This is a genomic window from Flavobacterium sp. SM15 (genome assembly GCF_022012335.1).
In the GTDB taxonomy this organism is placed as follows: Bacteria; Bacteroidota; Bacteroidia; order Flavobacteriales; family Flavobacteriaceae; genus Flavobacterium.
This window is the reverse complement of record NZ_JAKLTO010000010.1, coordinates 31834-53071: the sequence shown is the minus strand read 5'-3', so window position 1 is coordinate 53071 and position 21238 is coordinate 31834. Positions and strand designations below refer to the sequence as shown.

Here is a 21238-nt window from a genome sequence, read left to right as displayed (position 1 = left end):
ATAATCTTAAAGTTACAGAATTGTTGCGGATAAACCCAGAAACTATTGCATTAAGGTGTTCTTTTTTTGAGTTCGAATTCTTTTCCACTTTGCTAATCGGTTGTATGCGGTGCTTCTTAGATAGTCTTTCTCGGGTTCTCCCATTAAAAAGCCATAGGGTTTTAACGAAGGAATCTGATCAAAAATAATTTTTATAGTTGCCGTTACCGGAAGCGCCAAAACCATTCCGGCAATTCCCCACAATAGGGCGAAAATTACCAAAGCCAAAATGCAGCTAAAAGCATTTACACTAATTTTTGAGCCTGTAATTTTAGGCGTAATGAAATTTCCTTCAATGATCTGAACAAATGCAAAAACGCCTATAACCCCGACAGAATACCAAACAGAATCTTTAGTAATCAAAGCGATAAGCGCCGGAATTAAAGATCCAACGATAATACCGATATAAGGAATCAGTAAAAGTAAAGCTCCTAAAAATCCGTAGAAGAACGCATTTTCAATGCCTAAAAGCAATAGTCCCGAACTGTTCAGTAAAGCAACAATCAACATTACTACAGAAAGCCCGCTGAGGTAATTTTGCTGGGTTTGGTAGATTTTTTTCAGAATAATGTTCAGGTAGGCATTGTCCTTTTTCGGAAACGCGCGATGAACAAATGCCACAAAGAATTTTCGGTACAGGAGCAGAAAGAAAATATAAATCGGTACCAAAAAAATATCGCTCAGAAAACTGCCCGATTCGGTAACAAAATCACTGATTCTTGAAAAGTTGTTCTTGATGAGGTTTTCCATTTTAAGGCTTTTGTCCGAAAGAAGCTGCTTCTTGTCAATGCCAAAATGGTCTTCGGTGTATTGAAGAATTTCAGTGTTTAATTCCGTTAATCGTTCAGAGTATAAATCAGACTTTCCAATCACATCCTTAATCTGAAAACCGATAAAGGTGAATAAACCCACGAAAATAATCAGGAGCAGCAGCACAACACTCAAAGAAGATGCAATTCGGTTAAAGCGCCACTTACGTTCTAAATAAATAGCAACCGGGTACATCATAATACTAAAGAGGATAGCAAAAAGCAAAGGCACAATAAAAGGTTTCAGAAAATACAATATCAAAACAATAGCTATAAAGCAGAACAGATTGTAAGCCAGTTGCGAATTGTTTGTTGAGGTTTTCATAAGTTTGGGTTCTTATCGATTGAACGATTCAAATTAGAGTACAGCAACAAAGTTATCAGGCTTGTTGGAGGTTTGTGTTATAGAATATCGGCAGAATATTATAAAATTTTGAGATTTACCACTTAACCTTTGTAACTTTGCGCCACAAAACAACACCATGACCACACAACAACTAACACAACAGATTCAAACTAAAAAAACATTTTTATGTATTGGTTTGGATGTCGATTTAAGCAAGATACCCCAGCATTTACTACAAACTGAAGACCCGATTTTCGAATTCAACAAAGCAATTATTGATGCTACCCACGATTTATGTGTTTCCTACAAACCAAATACCGCTTTTTATGAAGCATATGGGTTGAAAGGCTGGCAATCTTTAGCGAAAACCATCAATTATATCAACGAAAAGTATCCTGAAATCTTCACCATTGCAGATGCCAAACGAGGCGATATCGGAAATACGTCTTCAATGTATGCCAAAGCTTTTTTTGAAGATTTAAATTTTGATTCGGTAACTGTTGCACCTTATATGGGAAAAGACTCGGTTGAGCCGTTTTTAGCTTTTGAAAACAAGCATACTATTATGTTGGCTTTAACCTCAAACGAAGGTGCTTTTGATTTTCAAACCAAAAATGTAGAAGGGAAAGAGTTATACAAAACGGTACTTGAAACTTCTAAAACATGGAAAAACTCCGAAAATCTTATGTATGTTGTTGGCGCTACCAAAGCCGAATATTTTACTGAAATTAGAAAAATTGTTCCAGAAAGTTTCTTGTTGGTTCCGGGTGTTGGCGCTCAAGGCGGAAGTTTATCAGAAGTTTGCAAATACGGAATGGGCGAAAATGTGGGGCTATTGATTAATTCTTCCAGAGGAATTATTTATGCTTCCACAGGAGTCGATTTTGCAGAAAAAGCCAGAGAAGAAGCTTTGAAATTACAGCAGGAAATGGCTGAGATTCTAAAATAAGTATATTTGTTACACTAGTTTCAAAACCTTAACCAGATGAAAAATACTTTACTGCTCAGAATTTCCGTGGCGATCATTTTAATTATGCACAGCGTGCCGGGAATGTTCAACAACGGGATTCATGATTTTGGGAAGTTGTATTTGGACACTCAAGGTTTTGCGCCTTTCGGATTGACAATCGCTTGGTTAATTAAATTGTCTCATTTAGCAGCAGCGATTTCACTTTTATTAAACCGTTATATAAAACTTGCCGGCTGGGGTACAATTTTTATATTGATAGTAGGCATTTTTATGGTGCATTTACCAGACGGATGGTATGTTGTAGGCGGAGGAAGAAATGGAGTCGAATTTAATTTTTTACTGATTTTCGTGTTTTTGGCAATCATGTATCCGAATGGAATCAATTTTAATACAACAAAAGAATAAAATTTGAATACTTATACAGACCAGATGGGAACTGTTCATCAGTTTAAAGAGACTCCCAAGCGTATTGTTTCACTTGTACCTTCCCAAACCGAGCTACTTTATGATATGGGCTTGGAAGAAAGCATCGTTGGAATTACCAAATTCTGTGTGCATCCTTTTCATTTTAAATCGACCAAAACCATTGTTGGTGGAACAAAGCAGGTCAAAATCGATAAGATCAAAGCGTTGAATCCGGATATTATCATTGCCAATAAAGAGGAAAATACGCTTGAAATCGTAGAATCTTTAAAAGAAATCTGTCCGGTTTGGGTAACCAATATCATTACCATTGAAGACAATCTGCAAATGATTGAAGATTTCGGAAAATTATTCAACAAGCGCACCAGTGCTCAAAAATGGATTGATAAAACCCGTTTTGCCTTAGCCGATTTTCAGCATTTCATCAAAGATAAAGAGGTTAAAAAAGTAGTTTATTTTATTTGGGCAAATCCTTATATGGTAGCCGGTGGTGATAATTTCATCAACGAATTATTAAAGCTGAACAAATTTGAAAACATCTACGATAACCATCCAAAATACGAAGGCCGTTATCCGGAAATCGTAATTCAGAAAATGCGTATTCAGGGTGATCCGGATTTGGTACTGTTGTCTTCCGAACCTTATCCGTTTAAAGACGAGCACGCTTTTGAGTTAGGGCGTCATACCCATCATGCCACCACAATTTTCGTAGATGGAGAAATGTTTTCCTGGTACGGAAGCCGATTGGTTAAAGCGTTCGATTATTTCAAACAATTGCGTCAAAGGCTTTAGACTCCTTTCTTTATTACTACAAAACGAAGAAAAATAAAGGAAAGAACCACTCCAACACTTGCCATTCCAACACCAATTAAAACTGGAGTATTGTATGCAAAACCAAGCGTAATCGGAATTCCTCCAAAGAAAGCGCCTAAAGTATTACCAATGTTGAAGCTGGCTTGTCCTGCTGCTGCGGCTAATGTTTCAGAACCTTTTGCCGTGGTGATTAACATCATTTGTAAAGGTGAACCAATGGTAAAGGCAATTAAACCGGTTGTGAAAGCCATCACATACGCCATCCATTCAATATGCGCTGTTAAGTATACGATTACCAGACAAAGTGCCATTGATAAAAAGGAAGCGATTGCAGCTTTTGTTGGTGAAATCGTGTCGGCCAACTTTCCTCCGAATAAATTTCCGAAGAACATTCCCAATCCTACCAAAACCATGATAAAAGGAACACGGTTCGGATCAATTTTGGAAACATTGGTAACCATTGGTGCAATATAGCTGATCCATGCAAAAAGTCCACCAGTTCCGATAGAGATGATAGCAACCAAAAGCCATGCTTCCCATCGTTTAAAAAAGTTTAATTGTCCAAACAAATTACCTTCCTGATTTGCTTCAATTTTCGGTAGCCAGTAGTAAACTGCAATAAAAGTGAGTAATCCCAACAAGCTGATGAAAAGATAAGTATAACGCCAGGAATAATGATGTCCGATATACGTGCCGATGGGAACTCCTGCTAAATTGGCGATGGTCATTCCGGTAAACATGATGGAGATGGCTTGCGCTTCTTTTCCTTTACCCGCTAATTGTGCCGCAACAACAGATCCCACGCCAAAAAAAGCACCGTGAGGCAATCCGGAAAGGAAACGGGATATTAATAATGTGTTATATTCCGGAGCAATTGCAAATAAACCATTGAAAGCCACAAATAAAAGCATCAGGAACAATAATACGTTTTTGGGAGGGTATTTTCCTGTGAATAAAACTAAAATTGGTGCTCCAACTACAACTCCAAGAGCATAAAGAGCAATCAAATGTCCGGCGGTTGGAATTTCAATTTTTAAATCGTTGGCAATATCAGGAAGAATTCCCATCATAGTAAATTCGGTCATCCCAATGGCCAATCCGCCAAAGGCTAATGCTATGAGGCTTTTATTTATCATAACTGCAGAGAAACTAAAAGGCAAGTGCGTGTGGAAAATTATCTGCCTTTGAAATTAGGATGCAAAAATACTGTCTGCTAGATGAAATTCCGTGAAAATAAAGTTAAATAGAAGGGAAATAAAAAACGAATTTCAGTACCTATAAAATGAAAAAACCACGCCCGAAAGCGTGGAATTCTTTTTAACTAACCCTAACCAAATGAGAAACTATTTATTATGAGACAAAGTTCCGATAATTTTTCATTTGTTAATGTTAACAATATGTTATATGTATGTTATTGATTATTAAAAAATTAAGTTTATTTTCCATCCTGAAGTGCAAATACTCTCTTCAATAAATCTGAGGTTCTGGCAGCCAGATTGTTTCGGATGTCTTTTTCCTCAACAGCAATCATTTTGAAAACACCTTCCATAGCTTTGTTGGTAGTGTAATCGGTTAAATCAGGATTTACTTTTTTAACTAGCGGAATACTGTTGTATTTGGTAATGATCTGACTCCAAACTTTATCAGCACCCACTTTTGCATACGAATTTTTTATTACCGGACTGAATTTGGTATATAAAGCCGATGTGGTTGTGTTTTGAAGATAGGTTGTAGCTGAACGATCGTCTCCCAATAAAATGTTTTTTGCATCGTTAAACGACATTCCTTTTACGGCATCAACAAAAATCGGAGTGGCTTCTTTAACGGCATCTTCAGCAGCTCGGTTCATTACTTTTAAACCTTCGTCGGCTAATTTGCTCATTCCTATATCACGTAACGTTTTGTCTACTTTTTTTAACTCTTCCGGAAGAAGAATTTTTACCATTTCATTTTTGTAGAAACCATCTACATTGGTCAGTTTCACCACTTGTTTGTCAATTCCTTTGTTTAAGGCTTCTTTTAATCCGGAAGCTATTTCGGTTTGCGATAAAACACCTTGGGTTTGCGGTAATTGTTGAATTACCTGTTGCATTTCAGCACATCCTAAAAAGGGAATAAAAGCGAATAGTAAGATTAGTTTCTTCATATAAATGGATTTTGTTTTTCAAAGATAGGCAAACATAATGCCAAATTTTCTCATATAGTTTTTGATTATAAAAAAATAAGTACAATCGATTTGATTTATAAGTTTTTCCTTTCTCAATTGCCTAATTTTAGGTAACTTTAGAAGTTGTAAATTTTTGATTTACAAGTTTTTGTGTATAAAGTAAAGATTCATTAGCTAACAATAACTTTTTAAACATGGAAAACAACACAAACAGCAACGGAAAATGCCCATTCTCAGGAGCCAATCAGAATCAAAGTGTAAGCGGAGGGGGAACCCGAAACCGCGATTGGTGGCCTAATCAATTAAAAGTAAATATTCTTAGACAGCATTCTTCTTTGTCCAATCCAATGGGGGGCAATTTTAATTATGCCGAAGAATTTAAATCCCTTGATTTACAAGCTCTCAAAAAAGATTTAACCCATTTAATGACCGATTCTCAAGAATGGTGGCCGGCAGATTTTGGTCATTACGGGCCGTTTTTTATTCGTATGGCCTGGCACAGTGCCGGAACGTATCGTATAGGTGACGGTAGAGGAGGCGCGGGAGCTGGTCAACAGCGTTTCGCTCCCTTAAACAGTTGGCCTGATAATGCTAATCTTGATAAAGCGCGCCGATTGCTTTGGCCAATCAAACAAAAGTATGGACGTAAAATTTCTTGGGCGGATTTAATGATTTTAGCCGGAAATGTTGCTTTGGAATCCATGGGCTTTAAAACGTTTGGTTTTGCCGGTGGTCGTGAAGATGTTTGGGAACCGGAAGAAGATGTGTATTGGGGTTCGGAAAATGTTTGGTTAGACGATCAGCGATATTCCGGTGAACGTGATCTTGAAAATCCGTTGGCTGCGGTTCAAATGGGATTGATTTATGTAAATCCGCAAGGACCAAACGGTAACCCGGATCCTATAGCGGCTGCGAAAGATATCAGGGAAACTTTTGCCCGTATGGCCATGAATGATGAAGAGACTGTTGCTCTAATTGCAGGCGGTCATACTTTTGGTAAAGCGCATGGTGCCGGAGACGCAGCTTTAGTAGGTCCGGAACCGGAAGCCGCGGGTATAGAAATGCAGGGTTTAGGTTGGGCGAGTAAATTTGGTTCAGGAAAAGGAGTTGATACCATTACCGGCGGTCCTGAAGTGACATGGACACAAACTCCGATCCAGTGGAGCAATAACTTTTTTAAAAATCTTTTTGAGTATGAATGGGAACTGACCAAAAGTCCGGCTGGAGCACATCAATGGGTGGCTAAAAACGGAGCAGGAGCAGGAACGTTTCCCGATGCGCATGACCCTTCTAAAAAACATGCGCCAACAATGCTAACTACAGATCTTTCCTTACGATTTGAGCCTACCTATGAAAAAATATCGAGACGTTTTTATGAAAATCCTGATCAGTTTGCTGATGCTTTTGCCCGTGCCTGGTATAAATTAACCCATCGTGATATGGGACCGTTGGCTCGTTACTTAGGAAATGAAGTTCCGAAAGAAGTTCTGATTTGGCAAGACCCCATTCCGGCGGTTAACCACGAATTAATAAATGATAATGATAGTGCTTCGCTTAAAGAGAAAATACTGGCTTCTGGTCTTTCTGTCTCGGAGTTAGTTTCTACAGCTTGGGCTTCTGCATCGACTTTTAGAGGTTCGGATAAGCGTGGTGGTGCTAATGGTGCCCGAATCCGTTTGGCACCACAAAAATATTGGGAAGTAAACAACCCGTCACAATTATCCAAAGTGTTGGATGTGTTGGAGAAAATTCAAGCCGAATTCAACTCGCAATCCGCTGCTAAAAAAGTTTCTCTGGCAGATTTAATTGTTTTGGCTGGAAATGCGGCTGTTGAAAAAGCAGCTTCAAACGCCGGGCATTCTTTAAAAGTTCCTTTTGTTCCAGGTCGTATGGATGCTAGCCAAGAACAAACCGATATCGATTCTTTTGCTGTTTTGGAACCTAAAGCCGATGGATTCCGCAATTACCTAAAAACAAAATATGTTGTTCCTACCGAAGCTTTACTTGTGGATAAAGCACAGTTGTTAACCCTGACCGCTCCGGAATTGACTGTATTGATTGGAGGAATGCGTGCTTTAAATACAAATTTCGACCATTCAAAACACGGAATATTTACCAAACGTTCAGAATCTTTAACTAATGATTTTTTTGTGAATTTGCTCGATATGGATACGGTTTGGCATGCAAAAGACGAACATCAGGAGTTGTTTGAAGGGAAAAGCCGAACTACCGGAGAATTAAGATGGTCTGCAACCCGAGCCGATTTGATTTTCGGATCCAATTCGGAATTAAGAGCAATTGCAGAAGTTTATGCAAGTGCCGATGCACAAACTAAATTCGTAAACGATTTTATCGCAGCATGGACTAAAGTGATGAATCTGGATCGTTTTGATTTAGCTTAAAGATACAGAACTATGCAAATATCAGAAGTTCATCTGTTAACGGGTTCACTTTCTCAAACCGAATTCTTTTATAAAGAACAGCTTGGTTTTAAAATTGTGGAACAAACGGATGAACTTCTTTGTTTTGAAATTGGGGTTTCCAGGCTTTGGTTTCATCAGTCGGACAAAGCTGAAAAACCGGTCTATCATTTTGCTTTCGATATTCCTGAAAATCAATTGGAAGAAGGTTTGGAGTGGGTTAAAGGGAAGGCTGAATTAATTCCGTACGAAAGCGATAAATACATAGTTGATTTTAAGAACTGGAACGCCAAATCGTTTTACTTTTATGACAACAACGGCAATATTCTGGAAGGAATTGTCCGTTATGATTTGCTCAATATCTGTAATGAGCCGTTTGGCGGAAATTCTTTTTTGAAAATTAGTGAAATTGGCTTTGCCGTTGAAGATGTTCTCGCTTTTTGTGATGAAATCAATTTTATGTATGGTACCGATTTTTTCGTAAAACAACCCAAAAGGGAAAATTTTTCAGTGTTGGGAGACGATCATGGTTTGTTTATCATTTCTTCTGAAAACCGAAATTGGTATCCTACAGATCATAAAGCAGAATCGTTTTGGACCAAGGTGATTTTTGAAATTGATTACCAGCTTTGTCAGCTTACTTTCACTCCCTGAATTACGTTTTGTTTTGTTGTTGAAAAAAGGCTTGGTTTTTCTTCAGAAGAATTTAATTTTTAAGTCGTTACTTTTTAAGAAATGCGTAAATTGCAGCCTCAAATTTAGTACCCAAAATGGAACAACAACAACCTTATCAACCTAAGAATAAAGTTAGAATTGTAACCGCTGCTTCGCTTTTTGACGGACACGATGCGGCAATTAACATCATGCGCCGAATCATTCAGGCAACTGGTGTTGAGGTAATTCACTTAGGTCATGACAGAAGTGTGGAAGAAGTAGTGAATACTGCTATTCAGGAAGATGCCAATGCAATTGCGATGACTTCATATCAGGGAGGTCACAATGAATATTTCAAATACATGTACGACTTGCTTAACGAAAAAGGAGCAGGTCATATTAAAATCTTCGGAGGCGGAGGCGGAGTAATTTTGCCTTCTGAAATTTCCGAATTGCACGAATACGGTATCGAACGTATTTATTCTCCTGACGACGGTCGTGAATTAGGATTGCAAGGAATGATCAATGATTTGGTAATGCGTGCCGATTTTCCGGTAGGGGATAAATTAAACGGAGAAGTAAATCATCTTGAAGATAAAAATCCAACGGCAATTGCGCGCGTGATTTCTTCTGCGGAAAATTTCCCGGATGTAGCTAAACCAGCTTTGGAGGCAATTCTTGAGAAAAATAAAGAAAGCAAAACGCCTGTTCTGGGAATAACTGGAACGGGTGGTGCCGGTAAATCCTCTTTGGTGGACGAATTGGTTCGCCGTTTCTTAATTGATTTCCCTGAAAAAACCATCGGATTGATTTCCGTAGACCCTTCTAAACGTAAAACGGGAGGCGCTTTATTAGGAGACCGTATTCGTATGAATGCGATTAACAATCCTCGTGTTTATATGCGTTCGTTGGCGACACGTCAGTCGAACTTGGCCTTATCAAAATACGTTCAGGAAGCTATTGAAGTGTTGAAAGCAGCAAAATACGATTTGATTGTGTTGGAAACTTCAGGTATCGGACAATCGGATACGGAAATTTTAGAGCATTCCGATGTTTCGCTATACGTAATGACGCCTGAATTCGGAGCGGCTACACAGTTGGAGAAAATTGACATGTTAGATTTCGCGGATTTGGTGGCACTAAATAAATTCGACAAGCGCGGTGCCTTGGATGCTATCCGTGATGTGAAAAAACAATATCAGCGTAACCACCATTTGTGGGACGTTGATCCGGATCAAATGCCAGTATTCGGAACGATTGCTTCGCAGTTTAACGACCCAGGCATGAACACACTTTACAAATCCATCATGGATAAAATTGTAGAGAAAACCGGAATTGATTTGCATTCCAACTTCCAGATTACACGTGAGATGAGTGAGAAAATCTTCGTGATTCCACCACACAGAACGCGTTATTTATCTGAGATTTCAGAAAACAACAGAAAATACGATGAGACTGCCTTATCACAGGTAGATGTAGCTCAGAAATTATACGGAATCTTCAAAACCATCGAAACGGTTTCCGGAAGAGTACCGAAAATTGACAAATCAGGAATTGTTGAGGATTCTTTGAATCACCTGCCTGAGAAAAAAGAATTCTTATCGCTACTGACCAAAGAATTCGACCGCGTAAAAATGAATTTAGATCCGTATAACTGGGAAATCATTTTGACTTGGGATGAGAAAGTAAACAAATACAAAAATCCGGTATACAGTTTCATGGTGCGTGATAAGGAAATCAAAATCCAAACACATACCGAATCGTTATCACATTCTCAAATCCCTAAAGTAGCCTTGCCGAAATATCAGGCTTGGGGTGATATTCTAAAATGGAACTTACAGGAAAATGTTCCGGGTGAATTTCCATTCGCATCAGGATTGTATCCGTTCAAGCGTGAAGGGGAAGATCCAACGCGTATGTTTGCTGGAGAAGGTGGTCCGGAAAGAACCAACCGTCGTTTCCACTACGTAAGTTTGGGAATGCCTGCAAAACGTTTATCCACAGCGTTTGACTCGGTTACTTTATACGGAAATGACCCGGATCACAGACCGGACATCTACGGAAAAATCGGTAATGCCGGGGTTTCCATCTGTTGTTTGGACGATGCTAAAAAATTATATTCCGGTTTTGATTTGAGCCACCCGGCAACTTCGGTTTCCATGACTATTAACGGTCCGGCTCCGATGTTGTTAGGTTTCTTTATGAATGCCGCCATCGATCAGAACTGTGAAAAATACATCAAAGAGAACGGTTTAGAAGCAGAGGTGGAAGCAAAAATCAACGCAATCTATAAAGCAAAAGGAACGGAAAGACCGCGTTACAACGGTGATTTACCGCAAGGAAACGACGGTTTAGGGTTAATGCTTTTAGGGGTTACCGGAGATCAGGTTTTACCGGCCGATGTTTATGCGGATATTAAAGTAAAAACGTTAGCTCAGGTTCGAGGAACGGTTCAGGCGGATATCCTAAAAGAAGATCAGGCACAAAATACTTGTATTTTCTCTACGGAATTCGCGCTTCGTTTAATGGGTGACGTTCAGGAGTATTTTATCCAGAAGAATGTGCGTAACTTCTATTCGGTTTCGATTTCGGGTTACCACATTGCAGAGGCAGGAGCGAATCCAATTACGCAGTTGGCCTTTACCTTGGCCAATGGTTTCACTTACGTGGAATACTATTTAAGCCGAGGCATGAACATTAACGATTTCGGTCCGAATTTATCGTTCTTCTTCTCCAATGGTATCGATCCGGAATATGCGGTTATCGGTCGTGTAGCGCGTAAGATTTGGGCAAAAGCCTTAAAAAACAAATACGGAGCCAACGAAAGAGCGCAGATGTTGAAATACCACATCCAGACTTCAGGACGTTCATTACATGCTCAGGAAATTGACTTTAATGATATCCGTACAACTTTACAGGCGTTGTATGCGATTTATGATAACTGTAACTCGTTGCATACCAATGCGTATGATGAGGCGATTACCACTCCAACGGAAGAATCGGTACGTCGCGCAATGGCAATTCAGCTAATTATTAATAAAGAATTAGGGTTGGCGAAAAACGAAAATCCAATTCAAGGTTCGTTCATCATCGAAGAATTAACGGATTTAGTGGAAGAAGCTGTATTGGCAGAATTTGACCGAATCACAGAAAGAGGCGGAGTGTTGGGTGCTATGGAAACGATGTACCAGCGTTCTAAAATTCAGGAAGAATCGTTGTACTATGAAACCTTGAAACATACCGGAGAATTCCCGATTATCGGAGTAAATACGTTCTTAAGTTCTAAAGGTTCACCAACGGTTGTTCCGGCAGAAGTTATTCGTGCAACAGAAGAAGAGAAACAATTCCAGATTGCAACCCTTGAAAGTTTGCACACTGCTCAGGCGGATAAAGTAAAAGAGCAATTAACCATCATTCAGGATGCAGCGATTCAGAACCAGAATATTTTCGAAAAACTGATGGATGCTACCAAATATTGTTCGTTAGGACAAATTACTTCAGCCTTGTTTGAAGTAGGTGGTCAGTACCGAAGAAACATGTAATACATAAGTTGATTATAAAGAAAAGGTCTTTCGGATAACGGAAGACCTTTTTTGTTTTTTGAGTTTTGGCACGACTATTGCATTTATAGAATTGTAGAAAATAAAACAGATTATCATGAAACCAATTATGCAATTATTCGAAAACTTAAAATATAAAGCCATGATTAAAAAAATTACTTTATTATTGGCCCTTGTCGGGATGATGGGGCTTCAAAGCTGTGTTAGGGAAGAGGTTGTTACTCAGGTGCCGGCACCGGATCAAGATACAATTAGTGAGGTTTTTGAATACGGAAACGTGGATTTTATTCCTAATAGTTATAGTGTTTATTTGAATTTTCCTCATACAATATATTCTTCGGATATGGTTTTAGTATATCGTTTAGCAGGAGGAAGTACTGCTGGTGATGTTTGGAAACTGCTTCCTGAAACCTATTATTTTCCTGATGGGACATTAGACTTCGGATATAAAAATGACTTTACGCAATACGATGTTAAAATTGATTTGTACGGCTATGATTTATTTGGATTATCTAACAATTACAAGTTAGATCAGATTTTCAGAGTAGTTGTGGTTCCTGCTTATATGGGCAATAAATCTTCAAGTGGTGTAGACTACAATAATTACAGCGAAGTGATCAAACATTTTAATATTGATGAATCTAAAGTTCAGAAAATTAAATTGTAAAACATAAAGAAGATTATAATAAGAAGGCCATCCTTAGTGATGGTCTTTTTTTGTTGTAGCGGAAAAGTTACTTTTTTGTACTTTTATAAGTATGAAAAACGTTTGTTTGCTTTATATTTTTTCTTTTTTCGGGAATTTGTAGTTTTTCACAGAAAGGAGAATTGCAGAGTATCGGAATAATTATTGATTCGGTTTTAGTTGCGAATTCCCCAAACGAAACCTTTGCGGTTTATCTTCCTAAAAATTATGACCCCAAAACACCGGCTTCGATTGTTTTTATTTTTGAACCCGGTGCAAGAGGAAAAGTTGGAATAGAACCCTTTGTTTTAGCTTCAGAAACATATAGTTATATTTTGGTTTGTTCAAATAATTGTAAAAACGGACCAATTAAAACCAATAAGGAGATTGCGGGCCGATTATTTGATTTTGTTTTCACCCAATATTTTATTGATCATAAGCGAATGTATGTTGCAGGTTTTTCAGGAGGTTCAAGATTTGCTTCGAATACAGCAATGACCACAGGAGCTTTTGCAGGGATTATTGCTTGTGGGGCTTCATTTAATTCATTTGATAAAGTTCTTCCTCCTGCCAATAGATTTTCGTATGCCGGATTGGTTGGGGACAGCGATATGAACTTTCAGGAGATGGTTGGAAATAAATCATGGTTGACCAGAATTAATATTAATAATGAACTCTTTGTTTCAGAAGATAAGCATGTTTGGCCAAGTCAAGAACAGGTTTTAAGAGCGTTTGATTGGTTGGAAATCCAGGCTTATAGAAAGAATCTTAAAAGAAATGACCAAAGCGTTATTGGTAGAATTTATCAGAAAAATGTAACAATTGCCGATAGCTTAATGAGCAGCAAAAATGCTATTTCGGCAGTTAAGGAATATGAGCGAATCATAAACAATTTTGATAAAGCGTTAGTTCAGAAAGCCGTAAGGAAAAATATGATTGAATTGAAAGAATCTAAAATATACAAGCAACAAATCAAAAATGAGCAAGAAATATTTGATTTAGAAAATAAACTGGAAGAAGAATTTTTAGTAAAGTTCAATTCAGATTTAAAGAATATAAAAAAGGGTGTAGATTATAAATCGTGGAAAAATGAAATTGACAAATTGGATAAAATTGATGTGAAGTCTAATGATAAAGCTTTGTCAAAAATGAAGTATAGATTGCAAAGCACGCTGTGGGGTATGATTTACGAGGCTTCTGCAGAATTTAAAGAAACCAAGCAAAACGATAAATATTAGGTATTGTCAAGAATTGCTTGAGATTATTAATTTTGAATAGCCTTTTTTGGACTAAAACAATTTAAAAAAGATATTTTGATTTGAAATGTCTTTTTTTATGGGGTAAAGTTATTTTAAAATTAATATTTTGAAGATAGACCCTAAATTTTTTAGGGGTTGTGTTTTTTATAATGTAAAATTTGTATTTTTGCATCATAAAATTAGAGGGTATAATTCTAAAAACACAACTTTATGGCAACATTTCGTTTTAAGGCCTTGGAAAAAGCCACAGACAGAAAACCGGTAGTAGTAGAAGAATTGGATAGAAAATCAGCGATTTTCGGAAGCAATGTTTTTGGCGACAAAGCAATGCGACAGTTTTTAACTCCTGAAGCTTATAAAGCAGTAAAGAGTGCTATTGAGTTCGGTACAAAAATCGATCGTAAACTGGCTGAGTACATCGCCATGGGAATGAAAGAGTGGGCATTGTCAAAAGGAGTTACTCACTATACCCACTGGTTTCAGCCTTTAACAGGTACCACTGCTGAAAAACACGACGCGTTCTTTGAAACTTCAATGGACGGTAGCGACCCGGTGGAAAAATTTGGAGGAAGTCAGTTGGTACAACAAGAGCCGGATGCTTCATCGTTCCCGAACGGAGGAATTCGTAATACATTCGAAGCTCGTGGTTATACCGCTTGGGATCCTACATCTCCTGCGTTTATTTTTGGGACAACTTTGTGTATTCCTACGGTTTTCATCTCGTATACAGGTGAAGCATTAGATAATAAAACCCCTTTGTTAAGGGCTTTACATGCAATCGATACAGCAGCAACCGATGTAGCTAAATATTTTGATAAAAACGTTAAAAAAATTACGCCTACTTTAGGCTGGGAGCAGGAATATTTCTTGGTAGACAGCGCTTTAGCATATTCCCGTCCGGATATTTTAGCTACTGGAAGAACTTTGTTAGGGCATACATCTTCTAAAGGACAGCAATTGGATGACCATTATTTCGGTTCGATTCCAACGCGTGTGTTACAATACATGAGAGATTTGGAAAACGAATGTATGTTATTAGGGATTCCAGTAAAAACACGTCATAACGAAGTAGCGCCGAATCAGTTTGAGTTGGCTCCTATTTTTGAGGAAACCAATTTAGCGATTGACCATAACTCGTTATTGATGGACGTAATGCAAAAAGTGGCTGAGCGTCATGATTTTAAAGTGTTGTTCCATGAAAAACCATTCAAAGGTGTAAACGGATCCGGAAAACACAACAACTGGTCCTTGGCTACCGATACAGGTATCAACTTGTTAAGCCCGGGTAAAACTCCAATGAGCAACTTACAATTCTTGACGTTCTTCATCAATACCATCAAAGCAGTTCATGATTATGAAGAATTATTAAGAGCGTCAATTGCTTCAGCAAGTAATGACCACCGTTTGGGAGCTAATGAGGCACCACCGGCAATTATCTCCGTTTTCATCGGACAACAGTTAACTAAAGTTCTTGCAGAATTGGAAGGTGTTTCGAATGGAAAATTATCTCCGGAAGAAAAAACCGATTTAAAATTAAACGTAGTTGGAAAATTACCGGACGTTTTATTAGATAATACCGATAGAAACAGAACATCTCCATTTGCCTTTACCGGAAACAAATTTGAGTTCAGAGCGGTAGGTTCTTCCGCAAACTGCGCTGTTTCAATGACAACATTGAATACGATTGTAGCAAAACAATTGAAAGATTTTAAAGTTGAAGTAGATGCTTTAATCGAGAAAAAAGACATGAAGAAAGACGATGCGATCTTCAATGTTTTAAGAGAATACATCAAAGAAACCAAAGCAATTTTATTTGAAGGTGACGGTTACAGTGATGCTTGGGAGAAAGAAGCTAAAAAACGCGGCTTGAGCAATCATAAAACAACGCCAAAAGCATTAAAAGCTAAAGTTTCTAAAAAAGCCATTGAACTTTTCGGAGAAATGAACGTGATGAACCATGTTGAGGTAGAATCACGTTACGAAATCGAATTGGAAGAATACACTAAAAAAATCCAAATTGAAGGACGTGTTTTAGGAGATATTGCTCGTAACCACGTAATTCCAACGGCTATCAAATATCAAAATACGTTAATTGAAAACGTAAAAGGATTAAAAGAAATTTTCGGAAAAGATTTTGAAAAGATTGCAAAAGAGCAAATTGGATTAATCAAAGAAATTTCAGAGCATATCGAAGGCATCAACACCAATGTGGAAGCAATGACCGAAGAGCGTAAGAAAGCAAACAATCTTACCAGCACTGAGAAAATGGCGGATGCTTATTGCGATAAAGTAAAGCCTTATTTTGACATCATCAGAAGCCACTGCGATAAATTGGAACTTTTAGTTGACGATGAAATCTGGACCTTAACCAAATACAGAGAATTATTGTTTACAAAATAATCTGTTTGTTTATTTATTTTGAGAACCTCCTTCGGGAGGTTTTTTTTATGCATTTAAGCAGACGTTTTCAGTAGTTTGTAGATTTATTGTAAAATACTGATAAATAGAGGTTTAATTTTTTTTTCGAGTGGGATTTATGCCTTAATTTTGACTCATAAATCAACCACAAGATTATACTTCCATAAACTTAATCTCCGGATTAGCTTTTCCCTTTTTTTGCATTCCCCTTTTTCCGGCATGTTTTTTAATTGTTATTATATAAATGGGTTCCAATTATTTTTTTGGAGAAGACACACAGTTTTAATTTTTAAACTGTTAACAAACAGGATCAAACATCAATTTTACTCTTGCAACACGTTTTTGCAAGGCCAACACAGGGATTGTGTTAAAGAATTCGATAATTTGTTTTGTTTGTCCTGTGCTCAGAAACAAACCAAACCCATTGGAGAGTGAGACAGACTTGCTCTGTCTCACTTTTTTAAACAGAATCCATTAAACTTGTTTTTTAGTTGAGAAAAGCGTTTCTTATTTGTAAGAGGCGCTTTTCTTTTAGAATAAATCCCTAAATTCGTACAAAATCTGTTGTATGAGGCTCTGTTTGATTCTTTTTTTGTTTTTGATTTCCAATTGCTATTCGCAAGAGAAAGTTACCGTTTATTTCGATTTTGATATTCATCGGGTTAATGTTGCTTCGGGTGAGAGTCTTCAGGATTGGATGCAGCAAAATAAAAACGCAGAAATACTTAAAATTTATGGTTTTTGTGACAGTGTCGGCTCATTTGAATATAACGACCGGCTTTCAGATCGTCGGGTAAATGATGTATTTACGACTTTAAAAAATAACCACTTCAGTTTTTCAAAAAGGTTTGAATCTAAAGGTTTTGGTAAACGATTTAAACAATCCAAAACACAGGATGAAAACCGAAAAGTAGAAATCTATTTTCAGGTTAAGGAAGAAAAACTCTCCGATAAAATTCAAAATGTAAAGACAGGCGATAAACTTCGCCTTAAAAATTTGAATTTTTACAATAATTCTGGTGTTGTTGTACCAAAATCAATCCCGGTTTTGGAAGAATTATTAGCTATTATGAGAGAAAATCCTAAGCTTAAAATTGCTATTCAAGGACATATTTGCTGTCAGCCACAAGGCGATATCAATGATATTTCAACACTTCGGGCTTCTTCGGTCTACAATTATTTAACAGAAAATGGAATTCATCCCTCCAGACTTTCTTACATCGGATTCGGAAGTACAATGCCCTTATATCCTATCCCTGAGCAGAACGAATTTGAAAAAGATGAAAACAGGCGTGTAGAAATTCAGATTATCGAGAATAAATAAGAATTTTTCTGCTTTTTAATATCATAATATTTTCGTTTATTCGTTGATAGTTAAAATTCTATTGATATGAAACGTTTTGCCGGTTTATTGTTGCTGTTATTTCCTTTGTTTATTTCAGCTCAGGAAAGTTTTACTGTTTTTTTTGAAAGCAATAAACATGAACTAAACAAAAAACAGACAGAGCTTTTACAAAACTGGATTACAGGGAATAAAGATTCCAAAATTGTCGCAATCAACGGTTTTGCAGATGAGGTGGGAACCAATGTTTACAACGATTCGCTATCCCGACGCCGTGTGAACTCAATACACGGGATCATCTTGAAAAATAATATGAAAATTCGCGATGACTTCAAAACCAGAAGTTTCGGAGAGGGTTTTCAGCAATCTAAAATCAAGGCCGAGAATCGTAAAGTCATCATTTATTATATCCTTCCTAAGGATTTACACCGTGAAAACGAAATTTTAGGAATAAAACCTGCGGAGTTAACCGAAGAAGGCATTGTTCCTATCGAGGAAGAAGATATGCATTTCCCTGAAAATGCAACCTTAGAAGATAAAGTAAAGTTGGCAAGAGTTGGAACGCGAATTGTGATGAAAGATATTTTATTTTATCAAAATACTTTTGCTGTTGTGCCTTCTTCCAAAAGAGCAATAGACGAATTATTGATGGTTTTAGACCGAAATCCAAACATGCGCATTGAAATCCAAGGACATATTTGTTGTGTAAAAGAGGATAAAAGAAATCTGTCTCTTGAAAGAGCCAAACAAATAAGAAGAATTTTGGAAGGTAATATGATTCCGGGTAAACGTATAAAGGTAAAAGGTTTTGGTGTTTCCCATCCAAAATTTCCTATTCCGGAAGCTAATGATGCACAAGCGGCTGCCAATCGTCGTGTTGAAATAATGATTTTGAGTAAGTAAGGGGAAGTAATTAGAAAGGTAAAAGGGAAAAAGAGATAAAAGAAATGATGATGATGTTGAAATCGGGGTACAGTTATTAAAAAACTTATCACTTATCACTCATAACTTATAACTTATTTTTACCTTTGCACCACACAACATTTACCCTGAGCAAGTTTATGCTGAGCATAGCCGAAGTAAAGGGCAACTAATAACTACACATGAGTTCTGATAACAGCCAACGATATAACCTTCGAGGAGTTTCGGCTTCTAAGGAAGATGTGCATAACGCCATCAAAAACATTGACAAAGGATTGTTTCCCAAAGCTTTCTGTAAAATTGTTCCCGATCATTTAACAGACGATGAACATTATTGTTTGATTATGCACGCAGATGGAGCCGGAACCAAATCATCTTTGGCGTATATGTATTGGAAAGAAACCGGTGATATGTCGGTATGGAAAGGGATCGCTCAGGATGCACTAATCATGAACATTGATGATTTATTGTGTGTTGGAGCCACAGATAATATCATGCTTTCCTCAACTATCGGTAGAAACAAGAATCTAATTCCTGGGGAAGTGATTTCAGCAATCATTAACGGAACTGAAGAATTGATTGCAGAATTGAAAGAATATGGTGTGACAATTCATTCCACAGGCGGTGAGACTGCAGACGTAGGTGATTTGGTGCGTACTATTATTGTGGATTCAACAGTTACCGCTCGTATGAAAAGGGCCGATGTGGTAAATAATGCACACATTCAGGCTGGCGATGTAATTATAGGTTTGGCTTCTTACGGTCAGGCAAATTACGAAAAGCAATACAACGGAGGTATGGGAAGTAACGGGCTTACTTCAGCCAGACATGATGTTTTTGCTAAGTATTTGGCTGAGAAATATCCGGAAAGTTATGATGCTTCCGTACCAAATGATTTGGTGTATTCGGGAGATGTGAAACTTACTGATAAAGTAGAAGGTTCACCTTTGGATGCCGGAAAATTAGTATTATCCCCAACCAGAACGTATGCTCCGATTATTAAAGCAATACTTGAAAAATATACAACCGGTTTAATTCACGGAATGGTGCATTGTAGTGGCGGAGCACAAACCAAAGTGCTTCATTTTGTGGATAATGTCCATGTGATTAAAGACAATCTATTTCCGGTTCCGCCATTATTTAAACTGATTCAGGAGCAATCCAAAACGGATTGGAAAGAAATGTATCAGGTGTTCAATTGCGGGCATCGTATGGAGTTGTATGTTCCTTCGGATATCGTGGAAGATATTATTGAAATTTCAAAATCCTTTGGTGTAGATGCACAAGTAGTAGGAAGGGTAGAAGCCTCCGAGCATAAAAAACTGACCATAAAATCCGAATACGGAACATTTGAATATTAAAATGAAAATCCCTCAACTGAGGGATTTTTTATTTTTTGAAAATTATGGTTATTGTTTCTGATATTTTTTTACACTCTGGAATTCTTTAGAGAATATACTTATATCGTTTGTTAAGATGGATTAAAAGGAACGAAACTAAATAACAAATCAGGAATGTTGCCATTACCAATAAGGAATAATTTGCTTCCGTTTTAAAAAATAGGGCAAGAAGGTAATGCACCAAAACATGTGATAGGTATATTGATGAAGAAATAAGAGCTAAATTTTTTTTATTTGAGACTGTTTTCGAATTTATAAATTCAATGAAAAGCAAAGGAGTTAAAAAATATAGGCTTAGCAATATATCAAATGATTCTTTTGTGGTTTTGTAATTCAGGTAAGATTCTAAAAGGAGAAATACAATGCCGATCAATATGCCAACCCGAATTCTATTACGATGAGGAGCTGTTCGCAGGTGTATTTTGTTTTTGTTAATAAGGTAACCAATTGTAAAGAATGGAAAACAGAAAAACAAAAAATTTCTGTGATGTCCTGTTGTAAGCCCAGATACAATTCCGAAGGCATTTAAATATTGTAAAAGGATACCAATTATTGCAAAAAGAAAACAGCAAATTAGTAATAAAGTTTTATGTTTTTTTATTAGCCAAAATACAAGGGCACACTGTAATAATGAGATAAGGTACCATAGATGATAATATCCAAAAAAGAAAAAATTGATTAAGGAGTTAATTGGTCTGTTGAAATGAAACCAAAAATAGGCGTAAATAATCATCCAGATACTGTAAAGGAGGTACAATCGCTTTAGCCATTTCAAAAAATCGGTATTGGAAGAAATCGAAAAAAAATAATACCCATTAATAATCAAAAAGGTAGGGACTGCTATCCTTGAGATTCCTTGTACAAATATATAATTTACTGTTGGACTAACCTCACTAAGGAAGTTGAAGTGGAGCCCGATTATCAAAAAAGATAAAAATATCCTAAAGCAATCGAGATAAAAGTTTCTTTCCATTTTTTGTTTAAATCTTTCAAAAAAACATCTGTAAAAATA

16 protein-coding genes are annotated in these 21238 nt (G+C 37.1%); 12 read left to right on the top strand and 4 right to left on the bottom strand.

What is annotated here, in order from left to right; genetic code table 11:
• Positions 1-42: 42 nt before the first annotated feature.
• Complete coding sequence (locus LZZ90_RS13550) at positions 43-1173, bottom strand: AI-2E family transporter (RefSeq protein WP_237791245.1); 1131 nt, start codon at positions 1171-1173, stop codon at positions 43-45.
• A gap of 157 nt (positions 1174-1330) precedes the next feature.
• Here LZZ90_RS13550 and pyrF point away from each other — a divergent pair, with 157 nt between their 5' ends.
• From pyrF to LZZ90_RS13535, 3 genes are read left to right on the top strand one after another with little or no spacing between them, the layout of a single operon-like run.
• Entirely contained in the window at positions 1331-2143 is an 813-nt protein-coding gene (gene pyrF / locus LZZ90_RS13545) for an orotidine-5'-phosphate decarboxylase (protein WP_237791244.1), read from the top strand.
• 36 nt (positions 2144-2179) lie between these two features.
• Positions 2180-2569, top strand: coding sequence for a DoxX family protein (locus tag LZZ90_RS13540; RefSeq protein ID WP_237791243.1), 390 nt, complete (start codon positions 2180-2182; stop codon positions 2567-2569).
• Positions 2570-2593: 24 nt separating this feature from the next.
• Positions 2594-3379: an ABC transporter substrate-binding protein gene (locus tag LZZ90_RS13535; protein ID WP_237791268.1), complete on the top strand. Its 786-nt coding sequence runs from the start codon at positions 2594-2596 to the stop codon at positions 3377-3379.
• On the opposite strand, the gene LZZ90_RS13530 is transcribed toward LZZ90_RS13535, so the two are convergent.
• Complete coding sequence (locus tag LZZ90_RS13530; protein WP_237791267.1) at positions 3376-4533, bottom strand: MFS transporter; 1158 nt, start codon at positions 4531-4533, stop codon at positions 3376-3378. The genes LZZ90_RS13535 and LZZ90_RS13530 overlap by 4 nt on opposite strands.
• 302 nt (positions 4534-4835) lie before the next feature.
• Positions 4836-5546 (bottom strand): DUF4197 domain-containing protein, encoded by a 711-nt coding sequence (locus LZZ90_RS13525; protein WP_237791242.1) that lies wholly within the window; start codon positions 5544-5546, stop codon positions 4836-4838.
• Positions 5547-5761: 215 nt separating this feature from the next.
• Here LZZ90_RS13525 and katG point away from each other — a divergent pair, with 215 nt between their 5' ends.
• The 9 genes from katG (at position 5762) to LZZ90_RS13480 (ending at position 20187) form a co-directional block, all read left to right on the top strand.
• Positions 5762-7969, top strand: coding sequence for a catalase/peroxidase HPI (gene katG / locus LZZ90_RS13520; protein WP_237791241.1), 2208 nt, complete (start codon positions 5762-5764; stop codon positions 7967-7969).
• A 12-nt stretch (positions 7970-7981) separates the two neighbouring features.
• Complete coding sequence (locus LZZ90_RS13515) at positions 7982-8641, top strand: VOC family protein (protein WP_237791240.1); 660 nt, start codon at positions 7982-7984, stop codon at positions 8639-8641.
• A 116-nt stretch (positions 8642-8757) separates the two neighbouring features.
• Positions 8758-12183, top strand: a complete 3426-nt coding sequence (locus LZZ90_RS13510) for a methylmalonyl-CoA mutase family protein (RefSeq protein WP_237791239.1) — start codon at positions 8758-8760, stop codon at positions 12181-12183.
• Positions 12184-12343: 160 nt separating this feature from the next.
• Positions 12344-12868, top strand: a complete 525-nt coding sequence (locus tag LZZ90_RS13505; RefSeq protein WP_237791238.1) for a hypothetical protein — start codon at positions 12344-12346, stop codon at positions 12866-12868.
• Between the two features lie 161 nt (positions 12869-13029).
• On the top strand, positions 13030-14124 hold the full coding sequence (locus tag LZZ90_RS13500; RefSeq protein ID WP_237791237.1) for a hypothetical protein: 1095 nt from the start codon (positions 13030-13032) through the stop codon (positions 14122-14124).
• Positions 14125-14355: 231 nt separating this feature from the next.
• On the top strand, positions 14356-16545 hold the full coding sequence (locus tag LZZ90_RS13495) for a glutamine synthetase III (RefSeq protein ID WP_237791236.1): 2190 nt from the start codon (positions 14356-14358) through the stop codon (positions 16543-16545).
• A gap of 586 nt (positions 16546-17131) precedes the next feature.
• The gene (locus LZZ90_RS13490) at positions 17132-17887 is read left to right on the top strand and encodes an OmpA family protein (RefSeq protein ID WP_237791235.1); all 756 of its coding nucleotides are present in this window, start codon (positions 17132-17134) and stop codon (positions 17885-17887) included.
• Between the two features lie 66 nt (positions 17888-17953).
• Entirely contained in the window at positions 17954-18808 is an 855-nt protein-coding gene (locus LZZ90_RS13485; RefSeq protein WP_237791234.1) for an OmpA family protein, read from the top strand.
• A 200-nt stretch (positions 18809-19008) separates the two neighbouring features.
• Positions 19009-20187 (top strand): AIR synthase related protein, encoded by a 1179-nt coding sequence (locus LZZ90_RS13480; RefSeq protein WP_237791233.1) that lies wholly within the window; start codon positions 19009-19011, stop codon positions 20185-20187.
• A gap of 85 nt (positions 20188-20272) precedes the next feature.
• On the opposite strand, the gene LZZ90_RS14110 is transcribed toward LZZ90_RS13480, so the two are convergent.
• The gene (locus LZZ90_RS14110) at positions 20273-21199 is read right to left on the bottom strand and encodes an acyltransferase family protein (RefSeq protein ID WP_370640708.1); all 927 of its coding nucleotides are present in this window, start codon (positions 21197-21199) and stop codon (positions 20273-20275) included.
• Positions 21200-21238 lie beyond the last annotated feature (39 nt).